This window comes from Luteitalea sp. TBR-22 (assembly GCF_016865485.1).
Classification (GTDB): Bacteria; Acidobacteriota; Vicinamibacteria; order Vicinamibacterales; family Vicinamibacteraceae; genus Luteitalea.
The window spans coordinates 4686230-4704794 of sequence record NZ_AP024452.1 but is presented as its reverse complement, the minus strand read 5'-3'; the positions used below and the strand labels follow the sequence as shown (position 1 = coordinate 4704794).

At 71.5% G+C, this 18565-nt stretch carries 12 protein-coding genes; 8 read left to right on the top strand and 4 right to left on the bottom strand.

Annotation, left to right across the window (positions count from 1 at the left end; genetic code table 11):
* Positions 1 to 1482, top strand: coding sequence for a neutral/alkaline non-lysosomal ceramidase N-terminal domain-containing protein (locus TBR22_RS19770; protein ID WP_239489554.1), 1482 nt, complete (start codon positions 1 to 3; stop codon positions 1480 to 1482).
* A gap of 2 nt (positions 1483 to 1484) precedes the next feature.
* The gene (locus tag TBR22_RS19765; RefSeq protein WP_239489553.1) at positions 1485 to 4529 is read left to right on the top strand and encodes a PVC-type heme-binding CxxCH protein; all 3045 of its coding nucleotides are present in this window, start codon (positions 1485 to 1487) and stop codon (positions 4527 to 4529) included.
* A gap of 115 nt (positions 4530 to 4644) precedes the next feature.
* Here TBR22_RS19765 and TBR22_RS19760 read toward each other — a convergent pair whose 3' ends face one another.
* On the bottom strand, positions 4645 to 6633 hold the full coding sequence (locus tag TBR22_RS19760; RefSeq protein WP_239489552.1) for a glycoside hydrolase family 127 protein: 1989 nt from the start codon (positions 6631 to 6633) through the stop codon (positions 4645 to 4647).
* Between the two features lie 356 nt (positions 6634 to 6989).
* On the opposite strand from TBR22_RS19760, the gene glgX reads away from it, so the two are divergent.
* From glgX to smpB, 6 genes are all read left to right on the top strand, one after another.
* Entirely contained in the window at positions 6990 to 9086 is a 2097-nt protein-coding gene (glgX, locus tag TBR22_RS19755) for a glycogen debranching protein GlgX (RefSeq protein ID WP_239489551.1), read from the top strand.
* Between the two features lie 130 nt (positions 9087 to 9216).
* Positions 9217 to 11628, top strand: coding sequence for a penicillin-binding protein 1A (locus TBR22_RS19750; protein ID WP_239489550.1), 2412 nt, complete (start codon positions 9217 to 9219; stop codon positions 11626 to 11628).
* A gap of 76 nt (positions 11629 to 11704) precedes the next feature.
* Entirely contained in the window at positions 11705 to 12718 is a 1014-nt protein-coding gene (gene holB, locus TBR22_RS19745) for a DNA polymerase III subunit delta' (protein ID WP_239489549.1), read from the top strand.
* Between the two features lie 3 nt (positions 12719 to 12721).
* Positions 12722 to 13507 carry a regulatory iron-sulfur-containing complex subunit RicT gene (locus tag TBR22_RS19740; RefSeq protein ID WP_305068746.1) on the top strand — a complete coding sequence of 262 codons (786 nt, stop codon included), beginning with the start codon at positions 12722 to 12724 and terminating at the stop codon, positions 13505 to 13507.
* A 10-nt stretch (positions 13508 to 13517) separates the two neighbouring features.
* Positions 13518 to 14489, top strand: a complete 972-nt coding sequence (pdxA, locus tag TBR22_RS19735) for a 4-hydroxythreonine-4-phosphate dehydrogenase PdxA (protein WP_239489548.1) — start codon at positions 13518 to 13520, stop codon at positions 14487 to 14489.
* 138 nt (positions 14490 to 14627) lie between these two features.
* On the top strand, positions 14628 to 15140 hold the full coding sequence (gene smpB, locus TBR22_RS19730) for an SsrA-binding protein SmpB (protein WP_239489547.1): 513 nt from the start codon (positions 14628 to 14630) through the stop codon (positions 15138 to 15140).
* 125 nt (positions 15141 to 15265) lie between these two features.
* On the opposite strand, the gene TBR22_RS19725 is transcribed toward smpB, so the two are convergent.
* From TBR22_RS19725 to TBR22_RS19715, 3 genes are read right to left on the bottom strand one after another with little or no spacing between them, the layout of a single operon-like run.
* Positions 15266 to 16375, bottom strand: coding sequence for a glycosyltransferase (locus tag TBR22_RS19725; RefSeq protein WP_239489546.1), 1110 nt, complete (start codon positions 16373 to 16375; stop codon positions 15266 to 15268).
* Entirely contained in the window at positions 16372 to 17091 is a 720-nt protein-coding gene (locus TBR22_RS19720) for a class I SAM-dependent methyltransferase (RefSeq protein ID WP_239489545.1), read from the bottom strand. The genes TBR22_RS19725 and TBR22_RS19720 overlap by 4 nt, the downstream gene beginning before the upstream one ends.
* The gene (locus TBR22_RS19715) at positions 17092 to 18519 is read right to left on the bottom strand and encodes a sugar transferase (RefSeq protein WP_239489544.1); all 1428 of its coding nucleotides are present in this window, start codon (positions 18517 to 18519) and stop codon (positions 17092 to 17094) included.
* Positions 18520 to 18565 lie beyond the last annotated feature (46 nt).

Here is an 18565-nt window from a genome sequence, read left to right as displayed (position 1 = left end):
ATGCGGACACGTGCCTTCTCGTTCCTGCTGTGCGTCCTCGTGCTGTCGGCCACGACCGGCGGGGCCGCGGCCGGCGAGCAGTCACCCGAGCCCCGATTGCGGGCCGGCGCCGCCACCAGCAACGTCACGCCCGCGCTCGGTGGCGACATCGTCGGCGGCTGGGCGCCGATCCCCGCCACGTACGTTCACGACGAACTGCACGCGCGGTGCCTGGTGCTCGACGACGGGCAGGGACGACTGGCGATCGTGGTGGTGGACAGCCTGGGCGTGCCGCGGCACGTCGTCGAGCACGCCAAGGCCCTGGCCGTCCGCCACACGGGCATTCCCGCCGAGCGCATCCTCGTCAGCGCCACGCACACCCACTCCGCGACGTCGGCGCTCGGGTCGCGCTGGTCGCCGGCCGAGTACGAGCAGGCACCCGCGCTCGACCCGTACCAGCAGTTCCTGGCGACGCGGATCGCCGACGGCATCAGGCGCGCGGTCGCCAACCTGCGCCCCGCGCAAGTGGCGTGGGGCCGCGGGGCAGTGCCCGACGAGGTGTTCAACCGCCGCTGGCATATGAAACCGGGCCCACACCTGCGCAACCCGTTCGGCGGCACCGATCGCGTGCAGATGAACCCGGCCGTCGGCAGCCCCGACCTGGTGGAGCCTGCCGGTCCAACCGACCCCGAGGTGGCGTTCCTCGCGGTGCGCGGCACCGACGGCCGCCCCATCGCGGTGCTGGCCAACTACTCGCTGCACTACGTCGGCGGCGTGCCGCAGGGGCACGTGTCGGCCGACTACTTCGGCGTCTTCGCCCGGACGCTGGCGCGTCTGCTCGGCGAGGACCGCGCCGACTCGACGTTCGTGGCGATGCTCTCCAACGGCACCAGCGGCGACATCAACAACGTCGACGTGCGGGGTGGACAGCCGAAACTCCCGCCCTACGAGCGGATGGAACGCGTGGCGACCAAGGTGGCCGCGGAGGTCTACAAGGGCCTGCAACTGCTGCCGTGGCGTGACCAGGTGACGCTGGCCTCGGCGCAGCGCGTCGTCACGCTGCGCCGCCGCCCCGTGACGCCCGACCTGCAGGCATGGGCCCGCGCCGCGCTTGCCCGTCCGGCGGACGCGCCTGCCCACCCCCGCGAGCGCATCTACGCCGAGCGCATCCAGGGCAGCGGCGGCGCGCCGCCCACCCTCGACGTGGTGCTGCAGGCGCATCGGATCGGCGACCTGGCGATCGCCACGTTCCCGTTCGAGGTGTTTGCCGAGATCGGCCTCGAGATCAAGGCACGCACGCCGTTCCCGCAGACGTTCACCACGTCGCTGGCCAACGGCTCGGAGGGCTACCTGCCCACCGAGCGCCAGCACGCGCTCGGCGGCTACGAGACGTGGCTCGGCACCAATCGCGTGCAACTCGACGCAGCGCGCCTGATGACCAACACCCTGCTGGGCATGCTTGCCGACCTGAAGGCGCAGGCCACTTCCGCGGGGGCGCGGTGATCGTGCCGGCTCCTCACGACGGTCGCGGGCGGCCCGGCGCGCCATCACGTTCGCGTTCTGGCCTGGCGCGGTGGGTCGTCGGCGCGGTCCTGCTGGCCGCCGGAGTGGCCCTGGGCTCGTGGCCGATGCGGGCGCAGTCGCCACCACGCGCGGCGGCCGACGACCGTCGCCCGTTGTCCACGGACGCGGCCCTCGCCTCGTTCGTGCTCGAGCCCGGGTACCGGATCGATCTCGTCGCCGCCGAGCCGCTCGTGCAGAGCCCGGTGGCGATCGCCTTCGACGAGCGAGGTCGCCTGTACGTGGTCGAGAACCGCGGCTATCCCGATCCGCTCGAGGGACAGCCCGCCGCACCAGCGCAGGGCGTCGTGGCGTTGCTGACCGACACCGACGGCGACGGCCGCTACGACGCCCGTGCCGAGTTCGCCACCGGCCTGACCTATCCCAACGGCATCATGCCGTGGGACGGCGGCGTCTTCGTGACGGTCGCACCCGACCTGCTGTACCTGAAGGACACCGACGACGATGGCGTCGCCGACGTGCGGCGCGTCGTCCTCACGGGGTTCAACGCGACTCGCACCGCGCAGATCCGCTTCAGCCATCCGACGCTCGGGCCCGACGGCTGGATCTACTTCACCAGCGGCCTCAACGGTGGGCGGGTCACCAATCCCGCGCATCCCGAGCGCCCGCCCGTCGTCTTCACGACCAGCGACTCCCGCTACCACCCGCAGACCGGCGCATTCGAACTCGTCGGCGGACAGGGCCAGTACGGGCTCACCTTCGACGACGAGGGGCATCGCTTCATCTGCGCCAATCGCCATCCCGTGTGGCAGGTCGTGATCGAGCCGTGGCACCTGCAGCGCAATCGTCACCTCGCGTTCTCCGAGACCGTCCAGGAGGTGTCGACGGTGGGCGCGGAGGCTGCCGTGTGGCCGCTCACGCGTGACCTGACGACGGCATCGTTCCACCCGTCGCTCATCGCCACGCCGCACGCCGGCACGTTCACGTCGGCCAGTGGGGTGCACGTGCACCGGGGCGACGCGCTGCCCCAGGGACATGCCGGCAGCCTGTTCGTCGCCGAGTCGGCGCAGAACCTCGTGCAGCGGCAGGTGCGGACGGATGCGGGCGCGACGTTCCGGTCACGCCCCGCGCGTGAGGGCGTGGAGTTCCTCGCCTCGCGCGACAGCTGGTTCCGCCCGGTGCACCTCTCGGCCGGACCCGACGGCGCGCTCTACGTCGTCGACATGTACCGCAAGGACATCGACCACCCGGCCTACGTGCCGGAGGAGAGTCGGCGGCTCTTCGACTTCACGGCCGGGCGCGAGCGTGGGCGCATCTACCGGATCGCGGCGACGGGTTCGGCACCGCGCGCCATGGCGCCGGTCCTCGCGGGCGCGTCGGCGGCGGCGCTCGTCGCACGGCTCGCCGACCCCAACGGCTGGGTGCGCGATACCGCCCAGCGGCTGCTCGTCGAGCGACAGGCAGGCGAGGCTGCGCCGGCGTTGCGGGCGCTGGCTCGCGACGGCGCGCTGCTCGGCCGCCTCCACGCCCTCTGGACGCTCGACGCCCTCGGCGCCCTCGACGAGGACACGCTGGTCGTGGCCCTCGGGGATGCGGCGGCCGGGGTCCGCGAGAATGCCGCGCGGCTCGCCGAGCCGCGGGTGGCGAGGCCCGCCGTGCTCGACGCCCTCATTCGCCTGGCCGACGACCCGGCGCCGCGCGTGCGATTGCGCGTCGCGCTGGCGCTCGGCGGCGCCGCGGATGCGCGTGCGGTCGGCGCCCTGGCCGCGATTGCCCGGCGCGACGGCGCGGACCGCTGGACTCGTGCGGCCGTGATCAGCGGCATCGGTGACCGCGCGGTGCCGTTCCTCGAGGCCTGGTCGGCCGCGGCGGCGCCGCCGCCGAGCGCGGCGTCTCGCGCCGCGGTGATGCAGGATCTCGGGCGGCTGTTCGGCGCAGCGGCGTCGCGTGACGAGGCACTCGCGTTCGTCCACCGGGTGTCGGACCCCGCGAGCGAGCTGTCGTGGCAACCGGCGGCCCTGGCGGGACTGGCGCAGGGGCTGCGGGCGCGTGGCCTTGCCTTCGGCGCAGCCGGGTCTTCCGTGCTGCTCGACCTGGTCGCGGGCGATGCCCCGATGGCCGTCGAGGCGCGCGCCCGGCTCACGACGCAGTTCGATCGCGCCGCCGAACTCGCCCTGCTCGACGCCGCGCCGGTCGATCAACGCGTCCCCGCCGTCGACCTGCTCGGGCATGCCGGGCCGGAGCGCGGTGCGACGCTGCTGGCGCTGCTCGCGCCGGCGCAGCCCTCCGGCGTGCAGGCAGCGGCCGTCCGCGCCATCGCACAGGTGGGACGCCCGGAACTCACGGCCGGACTGATGGACCGGGCCCGCTGGCTGGCGTACTCACCCCGGCTGCGCGACGCGGTGCTCACCACCCTGATGGCCGACGACCGCTTCGTGGGGGTGCTGCTCGACGGGGTCGCCGCCGGGGTGGTCAGTGGGGCGGCCGTCGGGCCGGCGCGGGCGCGACGACTGGAAGCGCACCGTGACCCGGCGATCGCGACGCGGGCCCGCGCGCTGCTGGGCAACGCCGCGGCCGGGGCGGGCATGCCCGCGTACCAGCGGGTGCGGCCGGCGGTGCTGGCGCAGGCGGGCCAGGCGGGCAGGGGCCGCACGGTCTTCGAGGCCCAGTGCGCCGCTTGTCACACGTTCAAGGGCGCCGGTGGTCGCGTCGGGCCGGACCTGAGCGGCATCCGCAACCAGCCCGCCGACGCGTTGCTGTTGCACATCGTGGTGCCCGACTACGAGATCACGCCGGGGTTCGAGTCCTACACCGTGCAGATGAAGGACGGGCTGACGCTGGTCGGGCGCGTCGAGTCGGAGACCGGGGCGAGCCTGACGCTGCGCGACGGCGCCGGCGAGCCGCACGCCGTGCTGCGCGCCGACATCGCGTCGATTGCGGCCTCGCCTTCGTCCTTGATGCCGGCGACGTTCAGTGAGGCCCTGCCGCCGCGCGCGCTCGCCGACCTGATCGCGTACCTGAAACAGTGACCCAGCGTCGGCCAAGGCCGACGCCTACGCTCGCCGGTAGTCGCGGCCAGCGTCGGCCAGGGCCGACGCCTACGCGGACGGTTTCGTAGCCGTCGCCCTTGGGCGACGGTCAGCCTCACTTGCGCGTGACCCACACCGCCATCGCCTGCGGCTCGCGGTTGGCCCAGGCGTAGTACGGGATGAACGTGAGCGCCGCGGGTGTTCGCGCGATCGGCAGGGCCGCCGACGAGGGCCGGTAGAGCGGGATGCCCTCGTCGGGCAGCACCGCGCCGTCGTGCGTCAGCACCGTGACGCCGCCGAGCAGGTCGGGTCGCTCGTGAACGCCCCAGGCGCCGCGTCCGGTGATCACCAGTTGCGCCAGCGGGCTCGGCGTCGCCTGGTCCTGCTGCTCGAGCGCGTAGACCAGCGGCCCCCGCTGCACGGCGACGCGCCCCGTGTTCTCACGCACCTGCGGGTGCGCGGCGATTTCCTGCACCGACATGTCGAGTGACACGTGCACGCGATCGCCTGCCGCCCACTCGCGGGTGATGGTCACGTACTGCCCGGCGTCGACGCGCGCCACGATGGGCGCGCCGTTCACGGTGACGGCCGAGGTCGACGACCACCCGGGGATGCGGACGCGCAGCGCGAAACGCGTGCGCCTGGCGGGCGTCACGGTGATCTCGATGTCCCCGGCCCACGGATACCGCGTCCGTTGGCGCACCTCGAGCGGGGTGCCGTCCTCGAGGCGCCACCGTAGTGTCGACGGGTGGAAGAAGTGCACGGAGAGGCCGTCGGCGGTCGTGGAGTACAGGTAGCCCGGCAAGGCTGCGAGCGTGCGCTGCAGGTTCGGTGGGCAGCAGGTGGTGTCGTACCAGGGGTTGCGGATCGGCTCGCCACGCGACTCGAGCGGGTTGCGGTAGCAGTAGAGCGTGCCGTCGAGCGACATGCCGGAGTTGACGCCGTTGTACAGCGCGCGCTCCATCACGTCGGCGTACTTGCCCTCGCCCGTGATGAGCAGCATCCGCCAGTTGAGGAGCATGTTGCCGATCGCCGCGCAGCTCTCGCCGTAGGCCTGCGCATTGGGCAACTCGAACGGGTCGCCGAACGTCTCGCCCTGCGCGCGCGATCCGACGCCACCCGTCACGTACATCTTCGTGCCGGTCAGGTCGTCCCAGAGGCGCTGCAGCGTCGCGAGGTAGGCCGCGTCGCCGGTCTCCATGTAGTAGTCGGCGGCCCCCACCGATGCGTACATCGCGCGCACCGCGTGCCCCTCGTAGTGCGTGCGTGTGGTGAACGGCACCCCGCTGAACGTGTAGGCGACGTCGCGTGGCCGCAGCTTCAGGCGAACCGCCTCGTTGCCGCCGAGCAGGTAGCCGGCAAAGTCGAGGTACTTGCGCTCGCCGGTCGTCCGGTACAGCTCGATCATCGCGAGCTCGAGTTCCGGGTGTCCGGTGAACAGCGGGTCCTTGTCGGGACCGAAGCGCGCGACGAAGTAGTCGGCCATCTTCCTGCCGATGTCCAGCAGCCGCGTGTCGCCGTCGGCGCGGTACCGGGCGATGCCGGCCTGCAGCAGGTGCCCGAGGCAGTACTCCTCGTGGCTGGTGACCTGCTCGGTGAAGCGCCGCGCGGCCCGCTCTCCCGTCCAGTAGGTGTTGACGTACCCGGAGGCCTCCTGCGCCCGCGCGATGTCGTCCGAGATGCGGCCGAGCGTCTCGCGCCACCGGGCGTCGTCGCGCGACTGCAGCGCGATGGCCGTCGCCTCCATCCACTTGTAGATGTCCGAGTCGGTGAAGAGCGGTCCCCGGCGTGGGGCATCGGACGTGCCGCCGAGGCGCCGGAAGTTGTCGAGGATGCCCTTCTGCTCGAAGAGCCCGAGCAGCGTCGGGATGCTGCGCTCGACGTTGGCGCGCATGCGCGACGACCAGAAGCCCTCCTCCATGGTGACGGCGCGCACCGGCACGTCGTGCAGGCGGGCGTGCGGCGAGCGGCGCGTGTGCACGAGGCCCTGCTCGCGCCAGGGTGTCGCCGGCGCCTCCACGCCAGCGCGCGGCTGCGCACGGACGAGGAGGCCGGTGACCACGCAGGTGGTGGCGAGGAGCAGGGCGACGGTGCCGCGGCGCATGATGGCCAGAGCATAGCTCGACGGTTTGCCCCGACGCGCGCCCGGTGCGGCGTGCCCGACCGTCATGCAGGCCGGCACGCCGCGCCGGCCTGCGTCCAACCCTGCCGTTCGCTCGTGCCGCCTGCGGCTGACCGTCGCCCAAGGGCGACGGCGACGGTCTCTTCAGGGCGCCGATCGTGGCGGGCTCCAACAGGTGCAGGCGTCGCCCTTGGCCGACGCTCTGCTGGCCGCGGACGGTCGACACCCGGGCAGCCGGTCGTGGCGGCGGGTGTCCGGGGCGGTCGTCGCGTCGCGTCCAGGCTCATCTGTAAGCAACCGCTAGCACCTGTGCCGCAGCCGCTGATAGGCTGGCGCTGATGGACATCTGGCCCGGGCGGGCGTATCCACTCGGGGCCACGTACGACGGCGCCGGCACCAACTTCTCGCTGTTCTCCGAACCGGCGTCGCGCGTCGAGTTGTGCCTGTTCGACGAGCACGACCACGAGACCCGGCTCGTGCTGCCCGAGGTCACCGCGTACTGCTGGCACGGCTACGTGCCCGGCGTCGGCCCCGGCACGCGCTACGGGTACCGCGTCGATGGTCCTTTCGATCCGGGACGCGGCCACTGGTGTCATGCCAGCAAGCTGTTGCTCGACCCCTATGCGCGCGCCATCGAGGGCCACGTGCGCTGGGACGAGGCGGTCTTCCCGTATCGGTTCGGCGATCCCGAGGGCTCGGTCAACGACGCCGACTCGGCTCCCTTCATGCCCCGCGCGGTGGTCGTCGACACGGCGTTCGACTGGGGCCAGGACCGCTTCCCGCGCACGCCGCTCCACAAGACGGTGATCTACGAGGCGCACGTCAGGGGCCTGACGATGCGGCACCCCGCCGTGCCGCCCGAGCTGCGCGGCACGTACCTCGGCCTGGCCCACCCGGCCATCGTCGAGTACCTGCTGGCGCTCGGGGTGACCGCGATCGAGCTGCAGCCGGTGCACCAGTTCGTGCACGACTCGCTGCTGCAGGAGAAGGGCCTGCGCAACTACTGGGGCTACAACTCCATCGGGTTCCTCGCGCCGCACAACGAGTACGCGACGAGCGGGCGCGGCGCGCAGGTGACCGAATTCAAGCACATGGTCAAGAGCCTGCACGCGGCAGGCATCGAGGTCATCCTCGACGTGGTCTACAACCACACCGCGGAAGGCAACCATCTCGGCCCCGTGCTGTCGCTCAAGGGCATCGATAACGCCGCCTACTACCGCCTGGTGGCCGACCACCCGCGGTACTACATGGACTACACCGGCACCGGCAACAGCCTCAACATGCGGCACCCGCACGTGCTGCAGCTGCTGATGGACTCGCTGCGGTACTGGATCACGGACATGCACGTGGACGGCTTCCGTTTCGACCTCGCGGCGACGCTGGCGCGCGGGCTGCACGACGTCGATCGGCTGTCGGCCTTCTTCGACCTGATCCAGCAGGATCCGATCGTCTGTCAGGCCAAGCTCATCGCCGAGCCGTGGGACGTCGGCCAGGGCGGCTACCAGGTGGGCAACTTTCCGCCGCTGTGGTGCGAATGGAACGGCAAGTACCGCGACTGCGTGCGCGACTACTGGCGCAGCCAGGACCAGACGCTCGGCGAGTTCGCCTACCGGTTCACCGGCAGCAGTGACCTGTACGAGGGCACCGGCCGCCGGCCCTACGCCAGCATCAACTTCGTGACCGCGCACGACGGGTTCACGCTGCGCGACCTCGTGTCGTACAACGACAAGCACAACGAGGCCAACGGCGAGGACAACCGCGACGGCGAGAGCCACAACCGATCATGGAACTGCGGGGTCGAGGGCCCCTCGGATGATCCCGCGGTCAACGCCCTGCGGTCACGCCAACAGCGCAACTTCCTCGCCACGCTGCTGCTGTCGCAGGGGATTCCGATGCTGCTCTCCGGCGACGAGGCCGGCCGGACGCAGCACGGCAACAACAACGTCTACTGCCAGGACAACGAGACCAGCTGGCTCGACTGGGCGGCCCTCGACGAGTCGCTGCTGGCCTTCACCCGCCAGCTCATCGCCTTCCGGCACGCCCATCCCGTCTTTCGGCGTCGCAAGTGGTTCCAGGGCATGGAACTGCACGGGCTGGCCGACATCGAGTGGTTCCGGCCGAACGGTCGCGTGATGGACGCCGACGACTGGGCGACCGGCCACAACAAGTCGTTCTCCGTCTTCCTCAACGGCGACGCGATTCCCAGCCTCGGCCCGCGCGGCGAACGGGTGCGCGATCAGAGCTTCGTGGTGATGTTCAACGCCCACTACGAGGCGCTGCGGTTCACGCCGCCGCCCGAGCCGTTCGGGCGCCACTGGAGCACCGTGATCGACACGGCCCACGGGCACGTCGGGCCGACGACACGGCTGTTCCGTGCCACGAGCCGCATCAAGCTCGAAGGGCGTTCGCTGCTGGTGCTCCAGAGGCGGGAGTAGGCACCAGGGTAGGGCGGGGTGTCCCACCCCGCCGTCATCGACAGCGGCACGGTCGACCTTCGACTCGCGCATCGCGGCATTCGGCACATGCCCCGAGGCCCTGTCGTTTCGGGTACGCTGGAAGCCGATGATGGCGATCGCGACTCGATTCCTGGCCTGGCTCGATGGGCAGCACCCCGGTCGGGCCGGTCGCTGGCTGCAGGGCCGCCCGCGGACGCTCGCGTGGATGCTGGCCGGGCTGTCGCTGGCTGCCTGGGTGGCCTTCGCGGGCGTGCTCGCCTTCGCCTGGGACATCCGCCGTTCGCTGCCGGACCGCCGCGCCCTGTCGTCGGTGGGCGACATGGCGCAGGCGACCACGCTCTACGACCAGGCCGACGAGCCCGTCTTCACGATCTTCAAGGAACAGCGCATCGAGGTGCCGCTCGACAAGATCGGCAAGACGATGCGCGAGGCGGTCGTGTCGGTGGAGGACCAGCGCTTCTACCAGCACAACGGCGTCGACTTCGTGCGCATCGGCGCGGCGGTGGTCGCCAATGCGCGCGCCGGATCGCGCGCCCAGGGCGGCAGCACCATCACGCAGCAGCTCGCCCGGATGTCCTTCCTGAACCGGAAGAAGACCTACACGCGCAAGATCAAGGAGGCGTTCGCGGCCCTCCTCATCGAGCGCACGTATTCCAAGGACGAGATCCTCGCGCTCTACCTGAACAAGGCCTACTTCGGCGACGGGTATCACGGCGTCGAGGCGGCTTCGCTCGGCTTCCTCGGCAAGCACGCCGACCAGCTCGACGTGCCGGAAGCGGCCCTGATCGCCGGCCTGATCCAGTCGCCATCGGCGTACGCGCCGACGATCAACATGGAGAAGGCGATCGCGCGACGCAACATCGTGCTGCTGATGATGCTCGACAACGGCGTCATCGATCGCGCCGCCTACGACAAGGCGAAGCGGGCGCGGGTGCGCCTCGAGAACCGCCTGCGTCGCGACGAGCCGTACGGCCTCTACTTCAAGGAGCAGGTCAGGCGCGAGCTCGTCGATCGGTTCGGCTGGCAGCGGGTGTCGGAAGGCGGGCTCAAGGTCTACACGACCATCGACCGCGCCCTCCAGCAGCAGGCCGAGGCCATCGTCGAGCGTCGCCTGTCGGAGGTGGAGAAGCGGCGGGGGTATCCGCACACGCCGCGCGCGAAGATCACCGTGGACGAGGACGTGGCACCGCCGTACCTGCAGGGCGCCGTGGTGGTGATGGATGCCCGGACCGGCGCCGTGCGCGCGCAGGTGGGCGGGCGGAACTTCCGCGAGAGCCGCTTCAACCGCGCGGTGCAGGCGCGCCGCCAGTCCGGATCGGCCTTCAAGCCGATCGTCTATGCCGCGGCGATCGAGCAGGGGCAGTCACCCGGCTCGCTGGTGACCAACCTCAACGACCCGATCAACACGCCGCAGGGCGATTACGTCCCCGAGGACGAGCACTCGGGCGCCAACAGCATGACGCTGCGCACGGCGCTCCGCACGTCGAGCAACCGCGCTGCCGTCCAGTTGCTGCGCACGGTGGGGATTCCGCAGGCGGTCAAGACCGCGCAGGCGCTGTCGCTCGGGCAGATGCCAGCGGTGCCGTCGATGGCGCTCGGCGCCGGCGAGGTGACGCTGCAGTCGCTGACCGCCGCCTACGCGACCTTCGCGGCCGAGGGCGTGATGCACGAGCCCTACCTGATCAGGCGCGTCGAGGATCAGGACGGCAACGTGCTGTATGCCACCGAGGCGAAGGAACGGCGCGTGTTCAAGCCCGAGACGGCGTTCCTGGTCACCAGCATGCTTGCCGACGTCATCAACTCGGGCACCGGCTGGCGGGCCCGCGCCGAGGGCTTCCGCCTGCCGGCGGCGGGCAAGACCGGCACGACCAACGACTACCACGACGTCTGGTTCGTGGGCTTCACGCCGACCACGGTCACCGGCGTGTGGATGGGATTCGATCAGCCGCGCGAGATCATCGCCAACGGCTACGCCGGCGAGCTGGCCGTGCCCCTCTGGGCGAGCGTGATGGCCGTGGCCACCGATGGCGACGCGCCCGAGTCGTTCAAGCGTCCCCCCGGGATCGTCGGCGCGACGATCTGCCGCATCAGCGGCAAGCGGGCGGTCGAGGGCTGCTCGCAGGTGCCGGTGGAAGGCGAGGACGGCGCCGTCGAGATCCGCTCGATGGCCTACACCGAGTACTTCCGCAAGGGCACCGAGCCACAGGGCGAGTGCGAGGAACACCAGGGAGCGAGCTTCCTCGACAAGCTGGCCGGCTTCTTCGGCAAGGACAACGACGTCAAGCCCGTCTCGGCGGAACAGGCCGGCCTGCCCCCCGCCAGCATTCCGCGCGACATCCCGACGCCGGCCGAACGCGAGGAAGCGGCCGAGGCGCCCGGGCGAGCGGCCGAGGCCAGGGCCGACGCCCGCGAGGAGGCCCCCAAGGCCGCCGAAGCGCCCAGGGAAGAGAAGAAGCGGGGCTTCTGGGGCCGCCTGTTCGGACGTCGCGACAAGGACGAACCGAAGAAGAAGAACGAGTAGAAGTCGGGAGTCGGGAGTCGGGAGTCGGGAGTCGGGAGTCGGGAATCGGGGAGCGGGCGACGGCTACAATTGGACCATGCGGCTCTCGGACATCCTCGGCCACGCGCAACCGCGCGCGCTGCTCCTGCGCGCCGTGGCGTCGCGGAGCGTGCCCCAGAGCCTGCTGTTCGATGGCCCCGAAGGCATCGGCAAGCGGACCACTGCCCTGGCGCTGGCCGCGGCCATCAACTGCCAGCAGCCCGGCATCGACGGCGACGCCTGCGGCACCTGTTCGTCCTGCAAGCGCATCGCCCGCGCGCAGCATCCCGACATCGTCTCGCTGGTGCCCAACGAGAAGGGGACCATCACGGTGGAGATGGCTCGCGACGTCATCGGGCAGGCCACTTACCGGCCGTTCGAGGCCCGGCGGCGCGTGGTGGTGATCGACGAGGCGGACGCGTTGCTCCCCCCGGCGCAGAACGCCTTGCTGAAGACGCTCGAGGAGCCGCCGCCCTCGTCGATGTTCGTGCTGGTCTCGGCGCGCCCCGATTCACTGCTCGAAACGGTGCGGTCGCGCTGCCCGCGCGTCCGCTTCGGTCGCCTCGGTGCCGCCGACCTGGCCGAGGTGCTGGTGCGTCACTGTGGCGTGGCGCGCGCCGAGTCTGCGGGGCTGGCTGCGATGGGGGACGGCAGCGTGGCGCGGGCGCTGGCGCAGGAGACCGGGGAACTGGTGGAGGCGCGGGCGGCCGCCCTGTCGTTGCTGCAGGGCGTCGCCGGCCGGCCCCCGGCGGCGTCCCGGCTGAGGCTCGCGCAGCAGCTGGCCGAGGTACCGAAGAAGAAGGGCGCCGGGACGGACCGCGAGGTGCTCGCGCGTCGGCTGGAGGCGTTGTCGCTGCTGGTCCGCGACCTCGGCGCGATGTCGGCCCCCGGCGACGCAGGCGCGACCGTGCTCGCCAACCCGGACCTCCAGGGTGACCTGGCCGGCCTCGCCCGGCATTTCGACACGGGCCGCGTGCTGGCCGCGTTCGACACCGTCGAGCAGGCGCGCCGATCGCTCGAGCGCTACCAGGCGGCCAAGGTGGTCGCCGACTGGCTCGCCTGCGAGATGTAAGCGATGAGCGACACGACTACCACGCCCGTGCCGCCGACGGCCAGTGTCCGGTTCGTGCCGGCAGGGCGGCGGCGCTCGTTCCTGCTGCCCGACCTCCCGCTCGACGGTCCGCTCGTCCCCGGCGATCGCGTCGTCGTGCAGGATGGCGAGCACATGGCGATCGGATCGGTGGTGGGCGAGTCGGCGAGCCTGGCCGAGCGGCGCGGCCGCGACGTCGCGGCCGAGGGGCGCGCCCGGGTCGTGCGGCGATCGACGCGCGAGGACGTCGGCCGACGCCTGCAGCAGCAGCACAAGGAACAGGAGGCGTTCGCCTTCTGCCAGATGAAGGTGCGCGAGCGGGGGCTCGACATGAAGCTCACGCGCGTCGAGCACGCCTTCGACGGGTCCAGGCTGCTGTTCTACTACACGGCCGAGCACCGCGTGGACTTCCGGGAACTCGTGCGCGATCTGGCCGCCGCCTTCCACATGCGGATCGAGATGCGCCAGATCGGCGTGCGCGACGAGGCCCGCATGCTCGGCGGGTACGGGCCGTGCGGGCGCCCGCTCTGCTGCACGACGTGGCTGACCACCTTCGAGCCGGTCTCCATCAAGATGGCCAAGCAGCAGGGCCTCAGCCTGAATCCCTCCAAGCTCGCCGGCGTGTGCGGGCGGCTCAAGTGCTGCCTGCGCTACGAACTGCCCAACGCGAAGGGCGACAAGCACGCCGGCTGCGCCCAGGAGGGCTCGTGCGGCGGCAACTGCGCCGGCGATGGCGCCTGCGGCAGCGACGGCTGCGCGTGCGGGAAGTGAGGATCGAGGCGTGACGTCCCCGACACGGAGCGCGCGCGGAGCCGGGCCGAAGCCGCGGGTCGCCATCACCGTCGGCGACCCGGCCGGCATCGGCCCCGAGATCGCCCTCGCGGCGGCCGCCTCGCGCGAGGTCCGCGCGGTGTGCGAGCCCGTGCTGTACGGCCCCCACACTGCCGATGCGCTGGCCACCTTCGCGCCGGGCCGCATCAGCGCCGAGGCCGGGCAGGCCTCCTACGACGCGATCGTCGCGGCGGTGCGCGATGCGCAGGCCGGGGCGGTCGACGCCATCACCACCGGTCCCGTGCACAAGGAAGCGTTCGCCGCCTGCGGCCTGCCGTGGAAGGGCCACACCGACCTGCTCGGGCACCTGACCGGCAGCCGGCGCGTCGCCATGATGTTCCACTCCGAGCCGCTGCGCGTGGTGCTCGCCACCGTGCACGTGGCGATCGCGGAGGTGCCCCGGTTGCTCACCCGGGCGCTCGTGGAGGACATCGTCGAGCTCACCGCCCGGAGCCTGCCGGCCTTCGGTTACGCCACTCCCCGGATCGGGCTAGCGGGCCTGAACCCGCACGCCGGCGAGCACGGGCTGATGGGGCACGAGGACGACGAGGTGCTCGCGCCGGCGGTGGCCGCCTGCCGGGCCCGCGGCATCGACGTGCAGGGGCCATTTCCAGGCGACACCGTGTTCCTGCGCGCGACGCGCGGCGCCTTCGACGTGGTGGTGGCCTGCTACCATGACCAGGGGCTCATCCCCGTGAAGCTGCTGGCGTTCGGCCAGTCGGTCAACGTCACCCTCGGGCTGCCCATCATCAGGACGTCGGTCGACCACGGCACGGCGTTCGACATCGCCAGGCAAGGCACGGCCGACGCGTCGAGCATGGTGAGCGCGGTGACGCTCGCCGCGAAGCTCGCTGGCGGTGGCTCAGGGTTCAGGGCTCATGGCTCAGGGCTCGAGGCTCAGGGCTCGGAAGGCCCAAGGTAGAAGGCCCACGGCCCACGGCCCAAGGCCCACGGCCCAAGGCCCACGGCCCAAGGCCCAAGGCCCAAGGCCCAAGGCCCAAGGCCCAAGGCCCAAGGCCCACGGCCCAGGGCCGAAGGCCGACGGCGAAGACCCCACCCCATGTCCACCCACCAGACCTCCCAGCCGAAGACATCGCCAAAGCCGGCCGAGAAGACGCCGCGCTTGTTGGCCGACAACCGCAAGGCGGGCTTCGACTACGAGTATCTCGAGCAGTGGGAGGCCGGCGTGGTGCTGCTCGGCACCGAGGTCAAGGCGATCCGCGAGGGGCGCGTCAACCTGCGCGACAGCTACGCGCGCGTCGAGGGCCGCGAGGTGTGGGTGTACAACATCCACATCAGCCCCTACAGCCACCGCGGGTACGCCGAGCACGAGGCCCTGCGCCGCCGCAAGCTGCTGCTCAACAAGGCCGAGATCCGCAAGCTGATCGGCAAGACCACCGAGAAGGGGCTGACGCTCGTCCCGACGCGGATGTACCTCAAGAACGGCCGCGTCAAGATCAACCTGGCGCTCGCGCGCGGCAAGAAGGCCCACGACAAGCGCGAGACGATCAAGAAGCGCGAGACCGACCGCGAGACGCGCGCGGCCGTGAAGGAACGTGTGGTACGCCGCTAGCTGGCAATTTGAAATTTGACATTTGAAATTGACGGGCGAGGGCCTTCGGCCACTCGCCTCGGGATGCTGCGCGCGAGCGAAGGCCGTGAGGCCGAGCCGCCGAGAATTTCAGATGATGTCAAATTTCAAATTGCCAGCGCTGCCAGGAGCACGGCCTCGTAGGCCGGCAGCACCTGCTCCCAGGTGAACGCCTCGGCGTGCCGCGCGTAGCTGGCTGCTCGCATCGCGTCAAGCGCGGCAGCATCGTCGAGCACTGCCGCCAACTGCGCCGCGCAGCTGCCCTGATTGCCGAAGTACCGCGCGCCGGGGCCGGCTACCCACCGGTTGAAGAGGTTGTCGTGCGCGAGCACTGGCGACCCGGCGCCGAGCGCCTCGACCAGCGACGGGTTGGTGCCGCCAACGGTGTGGCCGTGCACGTAGAGGCGCGCGTGGTGCCGCAGGGCCTGCACCACGGCCTCGTCGTAGATCGCTCCCGGGAACATCACGTCGCGGCCGGCGGCGGCACGCACGGCCGCGTGGTAGGGGTGCGTCGAGTCGTACGCGCCGAGCACCACGAGGGGATACGCGCGTGCGGCGGCCGACCAGGCCCGCACGATCTCGAGCAGCGAGTTCTCGGGCTCGGGACGGGCGATCACCAGCCCGTAGCCGCGCGACGAGAGTCCCCACGTGTCGAGCGGCGCGACCGGCGCGTGGTCCACCCGCGCCGCCCCGTACGGCACCATCGTCACGCGACGCGCCCAGCCCCGGGCCGCGAGGATCGACTCGATGCCCGGATGATCCGCGATGAGGTGGGTCGCCGAGTACCCGGCAATCCAGCTGTTGCCCCAGAACCAGCCCCGCACCGGCAGGGACCATTTTCCGCGGCGCCACTCGACGCCGTCCATGTTGACCACGTGGGTGCGCCCGCGCAGCCGGTACCACGGGAACAGCACCGCCGTGTTGAAGCCGAGCGTCAGCAGCAGGTCGTCGTGACGGGCGGCATGCCGCGCGCACCACGCGTCGAACCAGAGGCTGCCGCGCGCGCCGTCCCACGGCGCCGGGACGTGCTCGAGTTGCACGCCCCGCCACGCGTCCTGACGGCGTGGCGTGCCCGGTGCTTCCTGGCAGTACACCGTGACCTCCCAGCCGCGCTCGACCAGCCAGGGCGCGAGGTGCTGCGCGCACGCCTCGAAGCCGCCATGGCGGTTCGGGATGCCACGCGACCCCAGGATGCGCAGGCGGCGGGGACGGGTCATGCCGCGTTGTCCGATCCCGGCCGCGACGCCACCACGATCATGTCCGACAGCGTCGTGTCGTAGCGCCCGAGCGTTGCCGCGCGAGTCCCGATGCTCGCCGCCGTGAGCAGCACGTCGGCCGCGCGGTGGCGGCGACGCAGGTGCGTCGGCACCGGCCCCTCGTACAGGTGCAGCGCCTCGACACGCAGTCCGTGTGCCGCGACGAGTCGCCGCAGCCCGCCGGCGCGCAGCACGAACCGGAAGGCCGTCGGGAACTGGTCGAACGCGTCGGTCCCGGCCGTGCGATCGCCGAGCACGCGGCGATAGACCCACACGTGGAACCACCAGGGCGTGAAGCGCGTGACCAGACCCTTGAGCGAGAGGATGTTCGGCAACGCCAGCACCACCAGGCCGCCGGGCCGCACCAGACGCGCGATCTCGCCGATCGCGGCCTCTGGATCGGGCAGGTGCTCGAGCACGTCCCAGCACACCACGAGGTCGGCAACGGCGCTCGCGATCGGGAGGGCCGCGACGTCGCCCTGCGCCAGCAGCCGCGTGTCGGTGTTGCGCTGGAGCTGGGATCGGAGCAGGTCGACGCCGACCACGCGGGCACCGGGCGGGTAGGCCAGGTGCGAGCGCGCACCGCAGCCGGCTTCGACGACCCGGGCACCGGTCCGCGCCGCCAGGGCGCTGGTGACCAGCGCCTGTGCGTGGGCCAGCGGGTCGGCGGGATTCACCTACTTGGCGCCGCGGCCGAGGAGGACGGCGGGGATGGTCTTGAAGGCAATCTTGACGTCGAGCCACAGCGACCAGTTGTCGATGTACTCGAGATCGAGCCGCATCCACTCCTCGAACGTGAGCTCGTTGCGACCGCTGATCTGCCAGAGGCAGGTGAGGCCCGGCTTCATGCTCAGGCGGCGGCGCTGCCACGGCTCGTACTGGTTGACTTCCTCGACGACCGAGGGGCGCGGCCCCACGAAGCTCATGTCGCCGCGCAGGATGTTCCAGAGCTGCGGCAGCTCGTCGAGGCTCGTGCGGCGCAGGAACCCGCCGAAGGGGAACACCCGCGGGTCGTTGGTCATCTTGAAGGCCGGCCCGTCCATCTCGTTGAAGGGCTCGAGCAGCGGCTTGAGCCGCTCGGCGTCGATCCGCATCGTGCGGAACTTCAGGAAGGTGAAGCGTCGGCCGTGCAGGCCGCAGCGCACCTGGCGGAACAGCACCGGACCGGGCGAGGCCAGCTTGACGCCGATCGCGATGAGCAGCAGCAACGGGCTCAGGAGCACGAGCAGGGCGGCCGCGAGCACCACGTCGGCGACGCGACGGACGGCCAGGCGCACCTCCGCGCCAGGCGCGTGCGAGAACGTCACGAGCGGGAACTCGTCGCCCAGTTGGTCGAAGCTCAGGCGCGACGACGAGCGCGGCAGGAAGTCCATGGCCACGCGCACCATCGTGCCCTGCTCCTCGAGCCGCGCGATGATCGGCGACAGCGCCTGCAGGTCGGCCAGTTCGCCCGTGGCTGGCGCGAACAGCACCTCGCCCGCGTGCTGGTCCTGCGCCAGGCGCGGGAGGTCGGCGTAGGTGCCGAGGACCGGAAACGTGGTGACATCGGCGGCCGCCCAGCGCCCGTCGGTCACCAGGCCGGCGATCTCGAGCCCCCAGTCCCGGTGCGCGTTGACGAGGTTGGCCGCGCTTTCGGCCTCCCGCCGCCCGCCGGCGACGATGATGCGCCGGTGAATCCCGCCGCCGAGGAGCAGCGCCCGCACGAAGCGCCGCAAGCCGACGACGAAGGCGAAGTCCAGTAGCAGGAACAGCAGGATGACGGGCCGGCTGATGACGTGCGCCTGGCGGGCGCCGAAGATGAACGCCATCACCAGCAGGCCGCCGACCGCGACCGCGCCGAGGATGGTCGAGACCTCGGAGTTGAGCGTGCGTCCCTGGCGGCCGTACAGGCCGAGGGCGTAGAAGACCAGCGGCCAGGTGAGCAGGATGCAGCCGAGGACGGGCAGGTACCACGCGAAGGGTGGCAGGCTCCCCGACAGGAACGGCATGCTGTCGCCGGGCACGACCCCGCGCAGCGTGTAGGCCACGGCAAGCGCCAGCACCGTCGCCAGCGTGTCACTCACGACATAGGCGCCGTTGATGAGGCGCGCGCGCTCGGCAATCATGCCGTGTCGCCCTCCTGCCGCCTGGTTGTGTGCGTCTGTGCCACGT